15 protein-coding genes and 1 pseudogene are annotated in these 18531 nt (G+C 68.1%); 11 read left to right on the forward strand and 5 right to left on the reverse strand.

All coding sequences use genetic code 11. The features are described 5' to 3' along the window. The first annotated feature begins 72 nt into the window (after nucleotides 1–72). Nucleotides 73–969 (forward strand): hypothetical protein, encoded by an 897-nt coding sequence (locus tag ABTW87_RS01990; protein ID WP_350647634.1) that lies wholly within the window; start codon nucleotides 73–75, stop codon nucleotides 967–969. Nucleotides 970–1325: 356 nt separating this feature from the next. Here the strand turns inward: ABTW87_RS01990 and ABTW87_RS01995 are convergent. Next, a pseudogene (locus ABTW87_RS01995) lies at nucleotides 1326–2707 on the reverse strand (IS1380 family transposase). Between the two features lie 257 nt (nucleotides 2708–2964). On the opposite strand from ABTW87_RS01995, the gene ABTW87_RS02000 reads away from it, so the two are divergent. Continuing rightward, entirely contained in the window at nucleotides 2965–3861 is an 897-nt protein-coding gene (locus ABTW87_RS02000; protein WP_350647635.1) for an S-4TM family putative pore-forming effector, read from the forward strand. A gap of 114 nt (nucleotides 3862–3975) precedes the next feature. After that, a complete protein-coding gene (locus tag ABTW87_RS02005) occupies nucleotides 3976–7494 on the forward strand; it encodes a tetratricopeptide repeat protein (protein ID WP_350647636.1) in 3519 nt (1172 codons plus the stop codon). Here the strand turns inward: ABTW87_RS02005 and ABTW87_RS02010 are convergent. Further along, nucleotides 7460–8065, reverse strand: coding sequence for a helix-turn-helix domain-containing protein (locus ABTW87_RS02010; protein WP_350647638.1), 606 nt, complete (start codon nucleotides 8063–8065; stop codon nucleotides 7460–7462). The two genes, ABTW87_RS02005 and ABTW87_RS02010, sit on opposite strands and share 35 nt — an antisense overlap. Before the next feature lie 156 nt (nucleotides 8066–8221). Here ABTW87_RS02010 and ABTW87_RS02015 point away from each other — a divergent pair, with 156 nt between their 5' ends. Continuing rightward, nucleotides 8222–8506, forward strand: coding sequence for a hypothetical protein (locus ABTW87_RS02015; RefSeq protein ID WP_350647639.1), 285 nt, complete (start codon nucleotides 8222–8224; stop codon nucleotides 8504–8506). 1004 nt (nucleotides 8507–9510) lie between these two features. Continuing rightward, the gene (locus tag ABTW87_RS02020) at nucleotides 9511–10107 is read left to right on the forward strand and encodes an SRPBCC family protein (protein WP_350647641.1); all 597 of its coding nucleotides are present in this window, start codon (nucleotides 9511–9513) and stop codon (nucleotides 10105–10107) included. A gap of 418 nt (nucleotides 10108–10525) precedes the next feature. Here the strand turns inward: ABTW87_RS02020 and ABTW87_RS02025 are convergent, their stop codons facing one another. Together ABTW87_RS02025 and ABTW87_RS02030 are read right to left on the reverse strand one after the other, a co-directional pair. Continuing rightward, nucleotides 10526–10915, reverse strand: coding sequence for an amidohydrolase family protein (locus tag ABTW87_RS02025; protein ID WP_350647643.1), 390 nt, complete (start codon nucleotides 10913–10915; stop codon nucleotides 10526–10528). Next, nucleotides 10798–11376, reverse strand: coding sequence for a hypothetical protein (locus tag ABTW87_RS02030; RefSeq protein ID WP_350647644.1), 579 nt, complete (start codon nucleotides 11374–11376; stop codon nucleotides 10798–10800). Before ABTW87_RS02030 ends, ABTW87_RS02025 begins: the two co-directional genes overlap by 118 nt. Nucleotides 11377–11487: 111 nt before the next feature. Between ABTW87_RS02030 and ABTW87_RS02035 the strand changes: the two genes are divergently transcribed. The 6 genes from ABTW87_RS02035 (at nucleotide 11488) to ABTW87_RS02060 (ending at nucleotide 17269) form a co-directional block, all read left to right on the forward strand. Continuing rightward, nucleotides 11488–12735 (forward strand): M20 metallopeptidase family protein, encoded by a 1248-nt coding sequence (locus tag ABTW87_RS02035; protein WP_350647645.1) that lies wholly within the window; start codon nucleotides 11488–11490, stop codon nucleotides 12733–12735. Beyond that, on the forward strand, nucleotides 12732–13733 hold the full coding sequence (locus ABTW87_RS02040; protein ID WP_350647647.1) for a Gfo/Idh/MocA family protein: 1002 nt from the start codon (nucleotides 12732–12734) through the stop codon (nucleotides 13731–13733). The genes ABTW87_RS02035 and ABTW87_RS02040 overlap by 4 nt, the downstream gene beginning before the upstream one ends. Nucleotides 13734–13748: 15 nt before the next feature. After that, nucleotides 13749–15047, forward strand: a complete 1299-nt coding sequence (locus tag ABTW87_RS02045; protein ID WP_350647649.1) for an ABC transporter substrate-binding protein — start codon at nucleotides 13749–13751, stop codon at nucleotides 15045–15047. A gap of 61 nt (nucleotides 15048–15108) precedes the next feature. Next, the gene (locus ABTW87_RS02050; protein WP_350647651.1) at nucleotides 15109–16068 is read left to right on the forward strand and encodes a carbohydrate ABC transporter permease; all 960 of its coding nucleotides are present in this window, start codon (nucleotides 15109–15111) and stop codon (nucleotides 16066–16068) included. Further along, the gene (locus ABTW87_RS02055) at nucleotides 16065–16898 is read left to right on the forward strand and encodes a carbohydrate ABC transporter permease (RefSeq protein ID WP_350647653.1); all 834 of its coding nucleotides are present in this window, start codon (nucleotides 16065–16067) and stop codon (nucleotides 16896–16898) included. Before ABTW87_RS02050 ends, ABTW87_RS02055 begins: the two co-directional genes overlap by 4 nt. Continuing rightward, a complete protein-coding gene (locus ABTW87_RS02060; RefSeq protein WP_350647655.1) occupies nucleotides 16895–17269 on the forward strand; it encodes an L-rhamnose mutarotase in 375 nt (124 codons plus the stop codon). The genes ABTW87_RS02055 and ABTW87_RS02060 overlap by 4 nt, the downstream gene beginning before the upstream one ends. 114 nt (nucleotides 17270–17383) lie before the next feature. Here ABTW87_RS02060 and ABTW87_RS02065 read toward each other — a convergent pair whose 3' ends face one another. Next, nucleotides 17384–18514: a mandelate racemase/muconate lactonizing enzyme family protein gene (locus ABTW87_RS02065; protein ID WP_350647657.1), complete on the reverse strand. Its 1131-nt coding sequence runs from the start codon at nucleotides 18512–18514 to the stop codon at nucleotides 17384–17386. Nucleotides 18515–18531 lie beyond the last annotated feature (17 nt).

Genomic DNA, 18531 nt, shown 5'->3' on the forward strand with positions numbered 1-18531 from the left:
GAACGTTTCGTCACAGTTCAGTCTCCGTTTGATGTTGCCTCCCTTCGAGCGTCGATCGATACCCTTGAGAGGGTGCAGATCGACCGCAATCTGCATGACGACGAGTACCTTGCGCTAGCCTCGTTTCTGCAGGAAAACCCGCAGATTCTGCTTAGGGCGTTCGGCTTCGACCAAGAGATGGCGAAGCTTGAGTTCCTTCGCTGGTTTCCGTCTCTCAGAAAATTCAGTCTTGCTGGCTTGCACCATGTGACCACGCTGGAAGGACTGAGGTACTTACCGGCCGACTTGGCCTACCTGGATCTAGGCGAGACGGCCCATGCGCTTGACTTGGAACCTGCGATGCGATTCGAGCGTCTGCGGACGCTTCGGGTCGTGCAACATGTCAAGGGTTTGGTCGACCTCCTGCAGGTAAACAAGGAATTGCGCGCCCTAGCTCTTTGGCGTCACTCTCTGGACGGAATATTGCAGACGCTCGAGCTGCCGAGATTGGAATCCTTGGCGCTGACGCTCGGATCCCTCAAGTCGGATTCTTGGGTGTCGAGAGTGGGGGATTTGCATTATCTGGCAGTGAGAGGAACTCGTGGCGTAACCACTGTTGATTGGGTTAGGAAGCTTAGATCTCTCAAGTGGCTGTGGCTTGACGATCTCAGTAAGGTGGGTCGTCTGCCCGACCTAAGTGCGAATGTTGAGTTACTCAGAGTTGACTTGACGGACATGCGAAACCTGCGCGAAGCTGATTCGCTTGAATCGCTGAGGAATGCACCAAATCTGGAGGAATTGCTCATTACGGAGTCGCGTCTACCTGTCGAGGCGTTTCGTCCCCTTGTGGACAAAGCTAGTCTGCGGCGGGTGGGTGTTGGACTAGGTAGCCAGCGTCGGAACGAGGATGCCCAGACTCTGCTTGCCAGGCCGGCCCCCAGTTCTCTGACGGATTTCAGCAGTCGGATTGGTGTGATCCAAGTCGTCTAGGTAAGGCGTGGAAGGACGGGAATTGATTGTTTTTCCTCTGAGGAGCCAGTAATCCCAGATTTTTGCGCAACCACGACTATGATCCCGGCTGCCCCATTTGTCGACCAATCGGTTCGAGTGAGAGATCGGGTCGCCTGGCGCAGCGCGAGGGGATGCGTCCGAAATCGTAGGCCCGCCGGGAGCAGGCGTTCTAGCCTCGATGATTCGCGCCTGACGCCGGTTCCTTCCGCCCCGGCAGGTGTGATCGCTGTTGATCGATGCGATTGTGGTTCCGGGCATGGTGGCGGGCCGTCTATCGCGGCGGCGGGCGTGGTCTCCTGGGGTCCTCCGGGTTGTCGGGGCAGCGGCTGAGCTGGTCAGCCGGGGGCGGGGATGGCCGTGATCCGGGTGAACGCGGCGGTGATCTGTTCAGCCCAGGGCCAGGTGGCGGGAACGCGAAGCCAGCGGCGGCGTTGCCCGCGCACGAGTCGGGCGGCGGGGTGCAGCAGGCGGTAGCGCAGCCGTTTGGGTTCGGCTTTGGCCAGTTCGCCGTGTAGAGCGTGGATCTGCAGCCAGGCGATCAGGTCGACCGCGATCGCCGCCGCGGTGCACCAGGCGGCGTTGATGGCGAACTCGCGGGAGGGTAACCGGCCCAGGCCGGTGTCCTTGGCGCAGCGGATCCGGTCCTCGACACGGGAGTGGGCCCGGTGGCGGGCCTCCAGCCACTGCAAGGCGCCGGTGGTGGTGTTGGTGACGAACGCGGTGTAGCGCCAGCCGTCCCGGTGCTCGAACAGCGTCAGCTGGGCGCCGGGGTGGGGGCGTTCCCGCCGAACGATGACCCGCATCCCGGCCGGCCAGCCTGGCAGGTGCAGCAGACCGGTCAGTTCGGCCACGGCGGCGCCGTCGCGCACAGCGCCGTCGGCGTCGATCGCTGGCGACCACGCGGAGGCGGGCAGGCCGGTGATGGCGGCACGTTCGGTCTCGCCGATCGACCACCCGAGGGAGTACTCCACCCGCTGGCCGCGCTTGCTGTCCTGCTCCGTGAGCCAGTCGAGCACGGCGTGGGTGGCCGCCGCGGAGTCACCGCGGATGAGCAGGTGCCGGCGGTGCGGTGCGGGGACCTGCGCGATGGCTTGGGCGAGCACGTCGAGGTGATCGGCGGCGGTGTTGGCGCCGGCGTTGCCCGGCCGCAGCTTGACGGCGAGCAGCTCGGCGGTGTTGTCGCAGGTCACCAGGATCGGATGGAACCCGAAGGTGTGCTTGTAGGTGGCCGCCGCGCCTTCCTTTTCGCTGTGGGCGAGGACGATCGTGGAGTCGATGTCCAGCACGACGACCTCGGAACCGACGTCCCGACCGGCCGCCGTCGCCGCCGTGGACCGCCGAACAGCTGCCACATCCGGGCCCGCACCTTCGCCCTGGCCTTGGCGATGCGCCGCAGCTGCACCGCACCGATCTCATCCAGGGCCCGCCACACCGTGGTGTCCGAGGCCACCGGCCCGAACACCTCCTGCTGGTGGCGCAGCACGTCGATGTCGGCGATCGCTTCCCCGCCGTCGGCGATCATCACTGCGAGGTCGACCAGCACCCGACCCCGATCATGCACCGGCCACCGGCCCGCCCGGGCCAGCCCCGCCGACAACGCCACGGTCAACCCGGTCCGGTCGGCCAGCATCCGCAGCAGCGCCGCACCGACGTGCGACACCACACCCGACCCGCCCGCGGTGACCCGCAGATCCCTCGACCACGCCGTAAGCTGCACCTTGGAAGTGCCTCCCTCGAAGAGAAACCTGTAGATGTCGCAATCACAAGTTTCCCTTGCAGGGCAGGCACTTCCGCTCATCTACACGCCGACGAACAGCACACCTCGGCGATCACCGTGAATCACCCAGGCTAGAGTCGGGGAGCTGCCGGGAACGTTCGAGCCGCAGCGGCCCGTGCCCAAGTGCCGGCTCGCACTATGCCGAGGCCTGCCTCGTCACTAGGTTCTAGTCATCGGCCCGGCTGCTGGAGGTCTTGATGGCGGATCTGGCGACCCGACAGAACAGCGCCCGGATCCTCGACTTGCAGCGCGCCATCGCCGTCACGCATGAGCGTTCACAACGGGTCTATACTGGCGCGCTGGTCCTCTCCATGGCTGTTGCCGCACTCGGCATCGTCGCCAAGATCGCACCAATGACCGCGTCCGCCGTCAGTTTGACGGGTGCCTTGTGGACTGGTGTGTACGCGATCGTCTTGAGTCCATGGGCGGAGCGCTACCAGCGCTTGGGTGCAGTCCTGCAGGACATGATGGACTGCACGCTGTTCGACCTCCCTGCCAACCCTGTCCTCGTTGGGCCAGCTGTCCCCGAGGACCAGTTGAGTGAGCTGAAGAGCCGTTTCCACGGCGAGGAGAGCTGGCTCAGGGACTACTACGTCGTCGCCGAGGTCCCCGGGCCCTATGCTGCTCTGTTTTGTTTCGAGCAGAATTTCGCCTGGGGTTCCAAGGTGCGTCAACGCTACGCCCATTTGCTGGCTGGCCTGGCTGTTCTGTGGGTACTGACCGGAGTGATCATAGGCTTGCTCACCGGTATGAGCGTGTCGGCACTCATCGGCGGTTGGTTCGTGCCGTCGTTGGGTCTACTGATGCTGTGTCTCGACACCTACCGCGTCCAGCTGTCGAACAATCGCGAGCGGACCCGGGTCCGGGAGATGGTGTACGGACTGAGCGCCCAGCCGTCCACGACTCGGCTGATGCCGGGACCGGAGTGGGATGCCCTCGCCCGCCAGCTCCAGGACGTGCTCTTCCTCCTGCGCCGACAGCAAGCTCGCACGCCGGTGTGGTTCTTCCGGCGGTACCACGATCGCGACCAGCGCGACTTTGAGTATCGGAAGCAGGCGCTCGAGGAGCGCTTCAACAGGCAGCCCGGGCCCTGAGTTCCTGTCTGTTTTCCGACAGGGCTCCCGTCGCGCCGTGACGACCGGTATCGGCTCGGTGGCAGATGTGTGACACTCGCGGCACGCCGCTGTCAAAGAGATGGGGGGCCTGCAGTGCCGCAACAAGACCCCCTTGCCGAGGCACTGGGTAAGGTACCGGCGGATGCGGTTCGGGCAGCGTTCGGCGATCGCAATCTAACGATCAGACCGGACTCGAGTGGCTGGCAGGCACGTGGTTTCACTGGCGCCAAGCTCGTCGCTGTCGTGGTCGAACACGCGCACGCTGACCACAAGGTGCCACAACGATGCATTGCCAAGGTCAGCCCACCGGGCGCCGCTGCGCCCGAGAACGCCCAGCACGATGCCGCGAACCAGCACGGCGTCGTCTCGAGTTTCCCGCGGAACCACATGGTCAGCATCGCGTTCGACCCGGTGAGGTGTCCGACCGATGAACTCGTCAGTTTCCAGCACCTTGCCGGGGACGACCTCGACAGCATGACGGTCCTATCGAGGATCCGGGATCACCAACTCGGTGACGTATGCCATCAGGTACGCCGGGGTTTGCTTGAGGAGTGGACGGGTCCGGCCTTTCAGATGCCCGAGATGACGGTTCCGGAGTTGCTCCGAAGCGAGCTCGGGGACCTAACGAGCGGCTGGGTCGTTCCCGCCGACGTTCGGTGGTTCATGACCGACGACGACGGGGCGCTCCCCAATCCGCTGGCCCTGCTGAACGATCCTGCACTCTCGACGGCGCGGCCGGAGCCCCGCATCAGCGGCCATGTGCACGGCGATCTACATCAGGACAACATTTTGGTGCCGGCGAACATCGGGCGCGACCCGAGCGCCGGCCGGTATCGATTGATCGACCTTGCCACGTTTCAATCCAGCGCGCCGCTGACCCGGGACCTGGCCACGCTGCTCGTCTCCCTGCTCGCGCATCGGGTCACGAATCTCGATCAGGTGGCATTCAACGGCCTTCTGCAGTTCGTGCTCGCGCCGGGTAAGCAACCGACCGATGCGCCGACCGACCTTGCCGCCGTGATCCGGGCTCTCTGTGATCCAGGCGAGGCGCCTTTCGCGGCCACATGGCGGGGGCCCTGGAACAAGCAGATGCAGGTCTCCCTCCTCGCCCAGGCCGTTTGGCACAGCACGTACGAATCGGTGGGCCCGGTCGGGCGCTGGTGGTGCCTGCGGCTCGCGGGTCTGCTCGCCCGCGGTCTTCTGTCCTATCGACGGCCCGACGTTCAGCCGATGCGCCTCATTCCGGAGATGTTCGCCGTCGCCGGGGGATCGCATGCCCTGCTCATTCGGCCGGTCATCGGTCACGAGGGAACGAGGAAGCAGCTCCGTGAGGCACTGGAGTCCCCTGGTCCGGCCGTGACACTGCTACTCGGCCCGGCCGGTGTCGGCAAGTCCATCATCGCCCGGGCGGTGACGGCTGAGTTGCGGCTTCGTGGCGTACGGGTGGTCGAACACCACGCCGCTGCCGTTCGTCGACCAGATGCCATGACCTTGGTGGAAAGCCTAGAGTACGGGACTACGGACGACCGGCTGCGGCCCGGCGAGACGGTGCACATCCGTCTGAACGCCGCTCTGGATGCCCTCGATCGACTGGTCGTGATCATGATTGATCAGGCCGAAGTATTGCTCGAGAAGGAGACCGGTGCTGTCGTCGACACCGAGTTCGACCAAGCCCTCGATACCATCGCAACCACACCGGGCCGGGCTGCGAAGGTGCTTCTCGTGTCAAGCGCCCGCCCGTCATCGACACTAGGCTGTACGTGGCCGGGCGCAGCCAAACAGATCGCGGTGGAGGGTCTGCATCAGCCGCACTTCGGCCGGCTTCTCCGGGTGCTCAATGAACCGGTGGGGACAGGCCTGACCGGGCTGACCAAATCCCAGGCCGACACGCTGCGCGAACGGCTCGGCGGCAACCCCTCGTACGCCTGGCTCGCCCAGGTCATCGTCCAATCGGTCGGCAGCGAGTATGGTGCCGGTGCACTGGTCGACGAGGTTACTGCCCGACCGTCGGAAGAGGTGCCCCGCTTCCTCGCGGACGCCTTCAAGAATCAGCTGCATGAACACTCACGGCGGCTGCTCGCGGCTCTGGCTGCCTTCGGTACGCCGGTGGCGCCCGAGGCGATTGCCGCCCTGGTCCAGCATTGGCTCCCCGCCCAACACGCAGCCTCGTTATTGCAGAAGCTGGCCGATCAACGACTGGTCACGGTGGTTGACGGCCTCTACAGCCTGCCACCCTCAGACCCGTACCAGATGCGCGGCGAGCCTCCGCTAGAAGGGGAGGACTGGCGGCGAATGTTGTGGAGCGCCGCACGTGAGCTTGGATCCCGACTGAAGGCTGACGATGACGTCAATGGCGTCGATGACCTGCATGGGCACTTCGCCCTCATCGACGTGTTGCGGCGCGCCGAACGGTACGAGGCCGCGCTCTCCAAGATGGAGCAGCTCGACGTCTTGCTCCGAAGATGGGACAGCGAGGCACTCCTTCTCGGGCGCCGCGAGCACATTCGGAACCTGCTCACCGACCCGAGACCGAAGATGTTGAACCTCAACAGTCTAGGCGACCTCTATCGATCAAGGGGCCGTCTCGACGACGCGATCGAAGCGTTTCAGGACGCCTTGAACATTGCGGAATCCGAAGGTGATTCGTCCGACCGTCTGTCCATTGGGATCAATCTGGCTGCGACGCACTGGGATCTGGGCGAGACGGAGAAGGCCGCAGACCTGTTCGGGCTCGCGTTTTCCGAGGCGAACCTGCGGGAGACGCCGGACGATCAACTCGCTGCGAGCGAAGGGCTTGCCGACTGCTACCGCCGCTGGGGTAACTACCGCGAGGCGGTACCGCTGGCGCAACGGGCGCTGAAACTGGCCCGCGAAATCGGCTCGGACGGCGCCGTCGCCATCGCGCTCAAGCTCGCCCGATGGTCGGCCGAGCTTGGCGAGTTCGCCGACGCTGAGCGGTGCATCGCGGAGGCCCGGGACGAAGCAGAGAACCAGCCGGACAGCACGCTGCGCACCGCGTGCGACGACGCGAGGGCAGACCTCCTTCTCGATCGCGGCCGGCCCGACGAGGCGCTGATGCTGGCGGACGACGTGCTCGCCCGGGCCCGTCGCCAACGTAGCCTGCTTTTGCAAGTTCAGGCGCACACCGTCCGGTGCATGGCGTACCTGCGGATCGAGCCCGTCGACCTAGCCGCCGCGCAGGCTGCGATCGATGCCGCCAACCGCATACGACGCAAGCAGCGGTCGCTGATCGTTCCCGCTCTCCGAGCCCTGACAATCGCCCTCGACGGCCGGGTCGAGGAGGCCCATCGGTGCTTCGAGGACCTGCAGAATGAGGCCGAGCGCCGCAGCCGGGACCCCCAAGACATCAGCGCGTTGCAGATGCGGGGGTTCGCGCTTTGTTGGCGTGCGCTCAACAGTGATACGGCGTTGCGTGCGTCCGTCGACGCCTTCCGCGCTGCCCGAGACTGCACCGACCCGCCGGCCATGGGAACGGAAGAGCTCCTGAACTTCTTGGTTCGGCAACTCGAGACGTGCGGCCGCCAACCGGGCCGGCTCGGCCCGGTGCTGAGTGCAATCAGCAGAGCCAACCCCGGGCCTGGGCACGGATGATGGCCTGCATGCGGCCCTCGACTCCCATCTGCTCGTACAACGCCTGCAGCAACCTGTACATCGCCCGCTCGGAATAGCCGGCTTCGACCGCCAACCGCGCCACTGTGGTTCCGTTGGCCAGGCGCAGAAGCCATATCCGCTGTTCCTCCGATGGCATCGCCTCGCCAGGTTCGCCGGTCGCTTCGCCGGCAGCGAGTACGGTCGCGGTGTTCGACGGCAGCACCGCCTGTCCGTCAAGGGTCGCCTCGACCGTGCGGCACAGCGCTGCGGCGGTGACCTGCCGGGGCAGCACCGACCGCGCTCCCGCCCGGAGCGCACGTGCCGCGGTCACTGCGTCGACCTCATCGAATAGGGCGACGACAGCCGTGTGCGTCCGCTCGTGAAGCTGTCCTAGCAGCTGCCAGTCCTGGTCAGCGCCGAGTGTCAGCAGAACCACCCCGGTTGACGCCCGACCTGCCCACGCCACCACATCCTCAGGGTCGTACGCGTCGTAGCCAGCGGCGGACAAAACTGCCACCACCCCCTGGCGGAACATCGGCAAGGGGTCGAAGACGCCGACAGGGACGGCCACGGCCGACAGACCTCCCCAGCGCGACAGAACCTCAGCTTAGACACCGCAGAGCTGCAGGTTTCCGCATGTCTATGGCAGAAGCATGCCGGCACGCCGTCATGGACCCGCGATCCGCGTGCTCCCTAGCGTCGGTCTCCCGAGGCTAGGGAGGTACAGGTGGTCCGTGACGAAGACATCGGCCGACGGCTGTATCGGCCGCTCCACCTTTACAGCGCCTACGGCGGACCGGACGAGGTCCCCTGGGCCAAGGTCAAGGCGATCATCGAGATGGTCGATCGAAGTCCGGCCGCGTGGACGCCCCGGCCCATCTACGAGGAGATCCGAGAGGCTGGGCGCCACGACATCCCTGAGGAGTTGGTGAACATGGTGATGAACGACCTCGCTGGGGTAACGGTGGATAAGGCCCTCGGCGACTCCATGAGCCCGGTGGACCTCCGGTAGTGGGGTAAGCCGGCTGAGTGCCGCGCCTGGCTGGGTAGCCACCTTCCTGACGGTGCGGTGCTGCCGGAATCGGCAGCTCGACGGCCGCAGCGGGCGGTCGCTGCAGCCGCTGGGCGCCGCCCCCAAACTGCCGAATGCCCGCCCGCGCGACCCGCAGGCCGTTGATCAGGGGAGCTGCGGTGGTAGGGATGCGATGAGCCGGGAACGGACCCCGAAGGTCCCCCGTCGACCCCCCGAAAGCCCACGGCTGAGGTTGACAATAAGTGACAATTTGCGATCACTCGTCGAGGGTGTCTATGCAGCTCGACGCCCACTTCCGATAGCTGATGACAAGTCCGGGATAGCTACTCTTGGTACCAAGGGGTTGTCGGCTCAAGTTGGGCTGTCTCGACGAGCGAGGTATCCGCAGGCCAAGACTCGCGGATACCCTCGATCGCTTTGGTCGGATGCTGGTCGGTGGCGTCGAACACGCTGCTCGATCCGGGTGGGCTGGCCCCCTCGATCCCGTCGGAATTAGGCCGATCGCCAGATGATGGTCACGGCACCGGCAGGGCCGGCAGTGCCGCTGATGCCGGGGACCATGACGGCCAGCGTCCTCTCTCACTCCGCCTCCGTCCGGTGTCAACGCCGGCTCAACCTTTTCAGGCGCAGCCGACATTCGGATGTGTGTGGATTGGGGTGGAGGTCGGCCGAGCTCTTTCGGTGCGGGTAGGGTGAGTATCAGCCGATCGGGATGGCGCCGACAACGCGCAATCCGCGTTGGGCATCGGTTCGTGTCGATCCTCGGACACGAACCGAATCCCAACGGTGCGCGGCAAGGTCAACACTTGCCCGCACCGTTTGTGTTTCCGGGTCGTACGACAGGTGCAGCCCGAGGCTGCGGTAGACCTCCAGCTTGTGTTCCGGCTCGGCGTCCCGAAGTGATCCGGGCGGTCGAGCCCACACCGTTCGTTTGGCTCCGACTCGGCAGGGAATGCGTGCCGGGCCGGAGCCGAGGAGACGTGATGATCGAGGTTCAGGGCACCATCCGTACCCCTCTCGAACGCATCTTTGCGGTGCTCGCGGATGGTTGGAGCTACGCCAGTTGGGTCGTCGGTGCCGCCCACGTGCGGGCCGTCGACGCCGGCTGGCCCGCGGTGGGCACCCGAGTCCACCACCGGCTGGGTCCCTGGCCGCTGCAGATCGACGACCGGACCGTGGTACGCGCGATGGAGCCGAACCGGCTACTCGAACTCGAGGCGCACGCCGGGCTACTCGGCATCGCCCGTGTCCGCCTGACCCTGGAACAGGTCTCCGACACCACGACCCGCGTACGGATGGGCTGGATGGCGGTCTCAGGAGCCGCCCGCTACATCCCGAAACCCGTACTGGCACTGATGCTGCGTCCTCGCAACTCGGAATCACTGCACCGCGTGGACGACCTCGCCGTACACCGGGAAACTCAGCCCACCCCGCGTCCGGCAATGAATGCCCTTCCTGCCGTGGCAGCCACTCCCCGCCGGGGTCCTTCGGCAGGCGGGGCATTACGCAGGCCAGCCACCAGCGCGGTGCCCGTCACGTCCGCTCGTTCTCGACGAGCCGAGCTCAGCCGGTGCTGCTGAAATCGCTAATCCTGCACGGGATGCGGCGAGGGTGCAGCCGCAGTGATCAGTTTCGGGCACTTTCGACGCCGGCTCAAGGTCGAGGCCCAGCTCAGCAGTACCAACTGCGCCTTCGCACCTACCGAAATCTCCCCGAGCCTGACGCCCAACCAGCGGTATGAGCGGACGTCCAGGGGGACGCGGAGTCGCCCGGCAAGCCCGGGTCGGTATGAGCGCGTACCGCCGCCAGGTCGTGGAGGCGGGGCCGGCTGAGGGGGCTCCGCGCAAGGGCGCCCGATCAGGGTGCGCGGCGGCGTGTCGCTGCTCCGGATAGGACAGAGTTCCCGGTAGCACGGCAGCGCGAGACGCGAGCTACATGTCCGCGGGCCTACGCGCGGATGATTCTCTGGTCAGGCGGTGGCCGGCGTGCCGGTTCGCGTCATGCATGAGTTGCCAGATCCAGCTGATGTCGTAGTGCCCTACGGAGGTTCCCGCCGTAGACGTCCGCCGTGTCGGCGGGGGAGAGGGCGTCCAGGCCGACCGGGTGCAGGGTCTGGATGAAGGAGACGTGGTCGAGGCTGGGGGAGAAGTCCGAACCCCAGTAGAGGCGCCGGGGGCCGAAGGCGTCGAGCAGCACGTCGACGAACGGGCGGGCGCTGTCGTGCGGGTAGGCGTGCGACGGGTCGCTGGCCGCGTACAGGCCGGAGATCTTCACCCCGACGCGCGGCAGGTCGGCCAGACCGAGCAGCGGCTCGAGCGCCGAGGTGGCGACGTCCCGGTCCGGCGGGACGGTGTGGGCGCCGGGCAGGCCGAGGTGACTGATGAGCACCTGCAGTTCTCCAGGGCGGCCAGCGTCGGGCCGAGGTGGGCGGTCGCGGCGGGGGTGGCGTTCAGGCTGAGTAGCGCTCCGACCCGGTTGAGGTCGCCGGCGGCGGCGTCCAGCCAACCGGTGAAGGTGCGGCTCGCCTGCGGGCCCGTCAGGTAGGCGGAGATCCCTACGAAGCCCGCCGACCACCAGCGGTCCAGGTCGTCCGGGTTCGCCGTCCCGGTTGGTGGAACGTAGGCGACGGGGGCGATCCAGTCGTGCGCGGCGGCGAGCCGGGCGAGGTGCGCGTTGTTGCCGGCGAATTCCGCAGCGCCCTCGTATCCGATCACGAGGGCGGGGCCGATGCCGTGCACGCGGCGCAGGGAGTCGTAGACCGTCAGTTCGTCGCCGCCAGCGGGGGACCGTCCGTAGCGGCCCGGGTAGCCGTCGGCGAACAGGTGTAGGTGTGCGTCGGCGCGTTCCATGGCCGGACCCTAACCCATTCCGACCGGGCCATTGACGCGAGAGCACCGCTCGCCTAGGTTCTTGTCTCAATTAGGTCCGGATTGTTGGCCGGAGGCGAGGAGTGAAGCCGCGTGGAGCAGGGGCACGAGGACTTTGACGATCTGGTGCGGCTGCGCCGGCAGCTCCATCAGCACCCCGAGCTGCGGTTCGCGGAGCACCGGACGGCAGCCACCCTCGCCGACCGGCTCACGCCGTTCGCCCGGGTGCGGACCGGAATCGCCGGTACCGGCCTGCTGGCCGAGATCGACGGGCGTGCCGACGGATCCTCGGTGCTGCTTCGGGCCGATATGGACGCCTATCCTATTCAGGATGCCAAGGAGGTCGAGTACGCCTCGGGCAACCCGGGGGTCTGCCACGCCTGCGGGCACGACGTCCACATGACCGTGATGTACGGGGTAGCCGCTCGGCTGGCGGCCGACCCGCCCGCCCGGGGCTCGGTGACCGTGCTGTTCCAGCCCGCCGAGGAGATCCCGTTCGGCGAGGCGTCCGGTGCCGCCGCCGCATTGGTTCACGAGGCCCTGCGGGGGCGGCGGTACGACGCCGTCCTCGGTCTGCACTGCTGGCCCGACCTGCCGGTCGGCGCGATCGGCGTCGATCGGGAGACGGCGATGGCCGCGAAGGACGCTTTCCGGATCGAGGTGCTCGGCCGGGCCGCGCACGCCGCCACTCCTGCCCTGGGCCGGGATGCCATCCTCGGCCTGAGCGGCATCGTCAACCTTTTGCATGCCGGGGTGGCCCGGTCCCGCAATCCGCACGACCTGGTCGCCTTCAACATCGGCACCATCTCCGGCGGGGCCAGCCAGAGCCAGGTTGCCGCGCACGCGGAGGCCACCGGCACGCTGCGTACCCACGACGAGGCCACTCGCGAGCGGCTCAAGGGGGTCATCGAGCGCATCGCCCGGCAGCAGGCCGCCGCGCTCGACCTGGGCTTGCGGTTCACCTGGGCCAACGAGATGCCCCCGGTGCGCAACGCGGCGTCGCTGGTGCGCCTCGCGCACACCGAGCTGCCCGGCCCGGTCGACGTGGTGGACCTGACGGAACCGCCGCTGACCACGGACGACTTCGCCCTGCTCGGTGCGCTCGGCCCCAGCCTCTACGTCAAGCTCGGGGTGACCGGCGAGCGCGGTGGGGCGCCGCTGCACTCCGGTGCGTTCGATGTGGACGAGCGCTGCCTCGGCGTGGGGGTGACCGCCCTGGAGCGCCTGACCCGGGCGGTCCTCGACGGCCGGCTCCCAGCCGACGACGCCGGCGAGTACCGCGAGCGCATCGTGGCCGGCCGCGGCGACCGGTCCGCCGGGGCCGAGGCGGTCCGGGCATGACCCGGTCGGTGATGGTGGTCGGGGGCGGTGCGTTCGGCGTCCGTCACCTGGCCGCGTACCGGTCGCTCGGTGTGCCGGTAGGGGCACTGGTCGAGCCGGAGGCCGCGACTCGGAACTGGGTGGCCGCCGAGTACGGTGTTCCGCGCACCTACGCCTCCGTGGCTGACCTGCTCGCCGCCGAGCGGCCCGATGCCGCCTCGGTCTGCGTACCCGGGCCGGTGCACCGGGCGGTCGCCGTGGACCTGCTCGACGCCGGGGTGCCGGTCCTGGTGGAGAAGCCGCTCGCGGCGACGGCCGCCGACGCGGCCGCGATCGTGGCCGTCGCCGAGCGGACCGGTGTGCTCTGCCAGCCCGGCCACATCCTGCGGCACAGCGCCCCGCACCGCGCCCTGTATGAGGCCGTCCGCGCCGGCCGGCTCGGTGAGGTGCTCGCCGTGTCGTCCCGCCGGGACCGGCCACGGACGCTCAGCCGTCTCTTCCCGCGCGAACACCCCGCGCTGCTCACCGCCGTGCATGACATCGACTTGGCGCTGTGGTACGCCGCAGCCCCGGTGGTCGAGGTCCGCGCGGTGGCCCGGACCCGACCTGGAACGGAGAACCCCGTCCTGGTCTGGGCGGAGCTGCGGCACGCCAACGACGTCGTGTCGTCGATCCGCAACAGCTACCTGCTCCCGGAGAACGCCACCAATCACACCTCGGACCTGGTCGAGGTGTACGGCACCGACGGGGTCGCACACGTCGACCTCGGCCATCCCACGCTGCTCGTCCAGGGCGAGCCGACCGAGGCGCCCGACTGGCTCCTCTCGCCGGCCGACGGCGGCGGAGCGCTCGCCGCCGAACTGCGGCACTTCCTCGGCCAGATCGACGGCACCGAGCCGGCGGCGGTGGTCCCGCTCGCCGACGGGCTGCACGTCGTACGAGTCGCCGAGGCCGTGGTCGACAGCGCCGCCTCCGGTGGCGCGGTCCGCCGGATTCCCCCGAGCCCCTTACCCACATGACAGGAGCTTCTGCCGATGTTTCGACGTAGCTGGGCCGGCATCGCCGCGGCCGGCACCGCCCTTGCCGCGCTGCTGAGCGGCTGCGGTGGCGGTGACGCCGCCTCCGACGGCCCGGTCACCCTGAAGGTGTTGACCTGGGAGCCGGGCGGCACCGAGTACTGGAAGCAGGTCAAGACCAGCTTCGAGGCCGCCCACCCGGACATCAAGCTGGAGATGCAGTCCGTTCCGTTCGACAAGTACCCCGAGGTGCAGGGCCCGTACATCACCTCGCAGTCCGGACCGGACGTGATGGCGAACAACGCCGGGCTGGAGCTGTTCGACCGGCGCGGCGCGTACGTGCCACTCGGCGACAAGGCCGCCGAGATCAACAAGGACCTGGTCACCTACAGCGGTGCTTGTGAGGGCTTCGACACCAGCAAGCCCTGTTACGGCGTGCCCTTCTCCTACCAGGGCAACGTCCTCTACTACAACAAGGACGTCCTGCGTGCCGCCGGTCTCGACCCGGAGAAGCCGCCGGCCACCTGGACCGAGTTCGGCGCTGCCTGCGACGCGGTGACCAAGGCTGGCAAGACCTGCCTCGCCCTCGGCCTCTCCGGCACCTTCCCCGCCTATTGGGACTTCCCGGAAATCGCCCGCAACTACCTGACCGAGGACGACATCCGGGGGCTGCTGGCCGGCACGCTGTCCTGGACGGACCCGAAGCTGGTGTCGGTGCTGGAGAAGCTGGCCGAGATCACCACCAAGGGCTGGACGAACAAGAACGCCCCGTCGATCACGATGCTGCCCGACGGCGCGGACATCTTCCAGCGCGGGGACGCCGCCTTCGCCGGGACGATCATCTCGGACGCGGTGAACTGGGAAGCCTTCGGCAAGGCCCTGGGCGACGACAAGCTCGGCGTCACGCGCTGGCCGGCGATCAACCCGGACGCGCCGCTGGCGCAGAAGTTCTCCGGCATCGAGGGCGCCGTCTACGGCGTCACCAAGTGGAGCGAGAAGAAGAACGCTGGCCTCAAGTTCATCAGCTGGCTGGCCGGCAAGGAGAACGGCGAGCTCTGGGTAAAGCACGCCAAGGGCCAGCCGCTGAACAAGAACGTCGACCCCGCGCTGCTGCCTTCGTCCCCGGCGTTCCGGAAGATCCAGGAGTTCGTCGCGGAGCCAACCCTGCACGCTGGCGTCATGCTCTCCGGCCAGGAGACCGACGCACTCGCCCGCGGTTGGCAGCAGGTGACCCTGGGCCAGCTCACCGTCGACAAGTGGGCGGAGCAGATGCAGCAGGCGCTGGAGCGCAGCCCCACCAAGAAGCAGGGCAACTAGCCGTACCGGTCGGGGCGGCCGGCGTGCCGCCCCGACCCGAGTCCCCCGGGAAGGAACCCTGATGACCCTTTCGACCGCGCCGGTCGCGAAGTCGGCAGGTGCCGACGAGCCCGCCCGGCCCACGCCTGCGCCGCGCGGGTCGGGCCGGGCGCGGGAGTGGTGGCTCGGTGCTGCGCTGGTGCTGCCCGCCCTGGCCCTGGTGGTGGTGTTCAAACTGGTTCCCCTGATCCGAGGGGTGATCACCAGTCTCGAGTCGTCGAGCGGGTTCGACGGGGGGTCCTTCGCCGGGGCGGACAACTTCATCCGGATGCTCGACGACCCGATGGTGCTCACGAGCTTCCGCAACGCCCTGCTGGTGGTGGCCACCCTGCCGTTCTGGGTGGTGATCCCGCTGGTGCTGGCGGTATTCATCCACCAGCGGGCCCCGGGCTGGAGGTTCTTCCGGGCGGTGTACTTCGTCCCGTACACGATCGCGCCGATCGTGGTTGGCATCATGTTCCGGCAGATCCTGGCCCCGGAGGGGCCGATCAACGCCCTGCTGCGCGGGGTCGGGCTGGAGCCCCTGGCCATCGAGTGGCTCAACGGCCGGTGGAGCGCGATCTTCTCGCTGGTCGCGGTGGCGCTGTGGAGCTTCTTCGGCTTGGGCGTGATGACCTACCTCGCCGGCCTCGCCACCATCCCGGACGAGACCCTGGAGGCCGCCTACCTCGACGGTGCGGGCTTCTGGCGGCGATTGTTCTCGGTGGTGGTGCCGATGCTGCGCCCGACCGTTGCCTACTGGAGCGTGCTGTGCGCGTCTGGTGTGCTGATCTGGCTGTTCCCGCTGATCTACGCGCTGACCCAGGGCGGCCCCGGTGACGCCACGATGATGCCGGAGTACCTGGTATTCCTGACTACCTTCCAGTTCCTCGACCGGGGCTACGGTTCGGCCATCGGCATCGCGTTGTTTGTCTTCGTCGCCCTGCTGTCGGTGTTCAGCGTGCGGCACATGTTCAAAGAGGGGACCCGCAAGCCGCGATGAACACGCATGCCGCCCGGATCGGGCGTTACTTGTTGACCTTCGTGCTGGTGGTGGTCGCGGTCGCGGCGATCTACCCGCTGCTGTTCACCGTGGTCAGCTCGCTGAAGACGCAGACCGGCTTCGCCCAGGACCCGCTCGGCCTGCCGACCAGCGGGGTCACCCTGGAGAACTATCTCGAGGCGTTCCGCCGGATGGACATGCCCCGGCTGCTGCTGAACTCGGTCGTCACCACCGTGGGCGGGCTGGTGCTGTCGGTGCTGGCCGCGCTGCTGGTCGCGTACGTGGTGACCAAGCTGCGCTTCCGGGGCGGCAGGCTGGTCTTCCTGCTGATCATCGTCTCGTTGACCATTCCCAGCCAGGCGATCATCTACCCGCTATACCAGACGGTGCTCGACCTCGGCATGTCCGGCGAGTACCAGGGGCTGATCCTGGCCTACGCCGCGTTCGGGCTGCCGCTGGGCACCTACCAGCTCGCCGGCTACTTTCAGCAGATCCCGGACGAGCTGATCGAGGCGGCCCGGGTGGATGGTGCCGGGCACTTCACCGTCCTGTTCCGGCTGCTGACCCCGATCGCCACCCCGGCGCTGGCCGCGCTGGCCATCTTCAACTTCGTTTGGATGTGGAACGACCTGCTGCTTCCCCTTGTGATCATGGGTGGCTCGGACAGCAAGACCCTGATGGTCGGGGTGTCGCTGCTCAGCGGGCAGTACGACGTGTCGGTGCCCCTGGTCAGCGCGGGCCTGATCGTCGCCCTGCTGCCGGTGCTCATCATCTACCTGGTCTTCCAGCGGCAATTGGTCTCCGGCGCGCTCGCCGGCTCCGGCAAGTGAGCGTCGGCCGCTCCCCCGGCCCGGCCGACGCCGGGCCGGGGGAGCAGGTGTGCCATCTGTACCGGCTACGGCCCGGCGCCGAGGAGGAGTACGAGCGCCGGCACGCCGAGATCTGGCCGGAGATGTCCGCGCTGCTCGACGAGGCGGGCATCTACGACTACCACATCTACCGGCACGGCCTGCTGCTGATCTGCGTGCTGCGCACCCGGCACGGTCACTCGTACGCCCGGCGGGTCACCGGGGGCTCGACGGTGCAGGAGCGGTGGACCCGTTCGCTGACGCACCTGTTCGCCGAGATCGCCGACACCGACGGGGAACCGTTGTGGGCGTACCCGGTCTTCCACCACGTCGGCCGGTCCCCGGAGACCTGAGCGGATCCGTCGGCGGGCGCGGCCACGGGCCGCCCGGTGGGGCGGGCGCGTGCCGACGGAGGCGCGGGGCGGGTGGCCCGGCGGTACCGGCCGCCGGGCCACCTGGAGCGGCGTTCAGACCGCGTAGGCCACCGAGCCGTCGGCGCGCAGCGGGATGCGCGTCAGCGGCCGGCCGGTCAGGTCCAGCGGTGTCGGGTCGTCGAGGTCGAGGGTGATGCCGAGCCCCGGCTCCTCCGGCACCGGCAGGTAGCCGCCCCGCCGGCGGACACACGCCCGGGCCGGGCCGTCGGCGAGCTGGTCGTCCAGAGGGGAGTATTCCTGCGTCACGAAGTTCGGGATGACGGCGTCCAGGTGCACCGAGGCCATGGTCAGCAGCGGGCCGAGACAGTTGTGGCTGACCACGGCCGCGTGGTACGCCTCGGCCAGCGCGGCGATCTTGCGGGCGTGGCTGATACCGCCGGCCAGCCCCAGGTCGGGGCGGACGTACTGGGCGCCACCCTGGGCGAGCAGCTCCTTGAACTCCCAGATGGTGTGCAGCCGCTCCCCGTTGGCCATCGGCACACCCAGCGCCCGCCGGGTGACGGCGGCCTGGCTGCTGATGCTGTCGATCTGAACCGGGTCCTCCACCAGCAGCGGCAGGTGCCGGGCCAGCGCGGGTACCACCGCCTCGGCCTGCAGCGGGGTGAGCTTGCGGTGCAGTTCGATCAGCAGGTCCACGTCCTGCCCGACGGTGTCGCGGACCGCCGCCGTGGTCGCCTCGGTGGCCGTGACCAGCCGGTGCAGCGACAGGTCGGCGTAGTCGGCGGGGAGCGGGTCGAACTTGACCGCGGTGAAGCCGTCGGCCACCGCGGCTGCCGCCTGCGCGGCCAGCGCCTCCGCCCCCGTGCCCGGCAGCAGCAGGTGCAGCCGGACCCGGTCCCGCACCCGGCCGCCGAGAAGCTGCCACACCGGTACGCCGAGGCGCTTGCCGAGCAGGTCCCACAGGGCAATGTCGACGGCGGAGACAGCGGCGGTGAGCACCGAGCCCCGGAACGGCCCCATCCGGTAGAGGTGGTGCCAGTGGTGCTCGATCCGGTTCGGATCGGCGCCGATGAGGTGCGGCCGGAAGGCCTCCACCACGGCGTGTACGGCGTCGGGGTAACCCCAGCAGGCGGACTGGCCCACGCCGGTCAGCCCGTCCGACGTCCGCACCTGGACGAAGTGCGCGTCGCCCCGCACCACCGACTCGACGGCGGTGATCTGCATGCCTGCCCCAAATTAGA

The sequence above is a fragment of the Micromonospora sp. NPDC126480 genome (assembly GCF_040302465.1).
Classification (GTDB): Bacteria; Actinomycetota; Actinomycetes; order Mycobacteriales; family Micromonosporaceae; genus Micromonospora.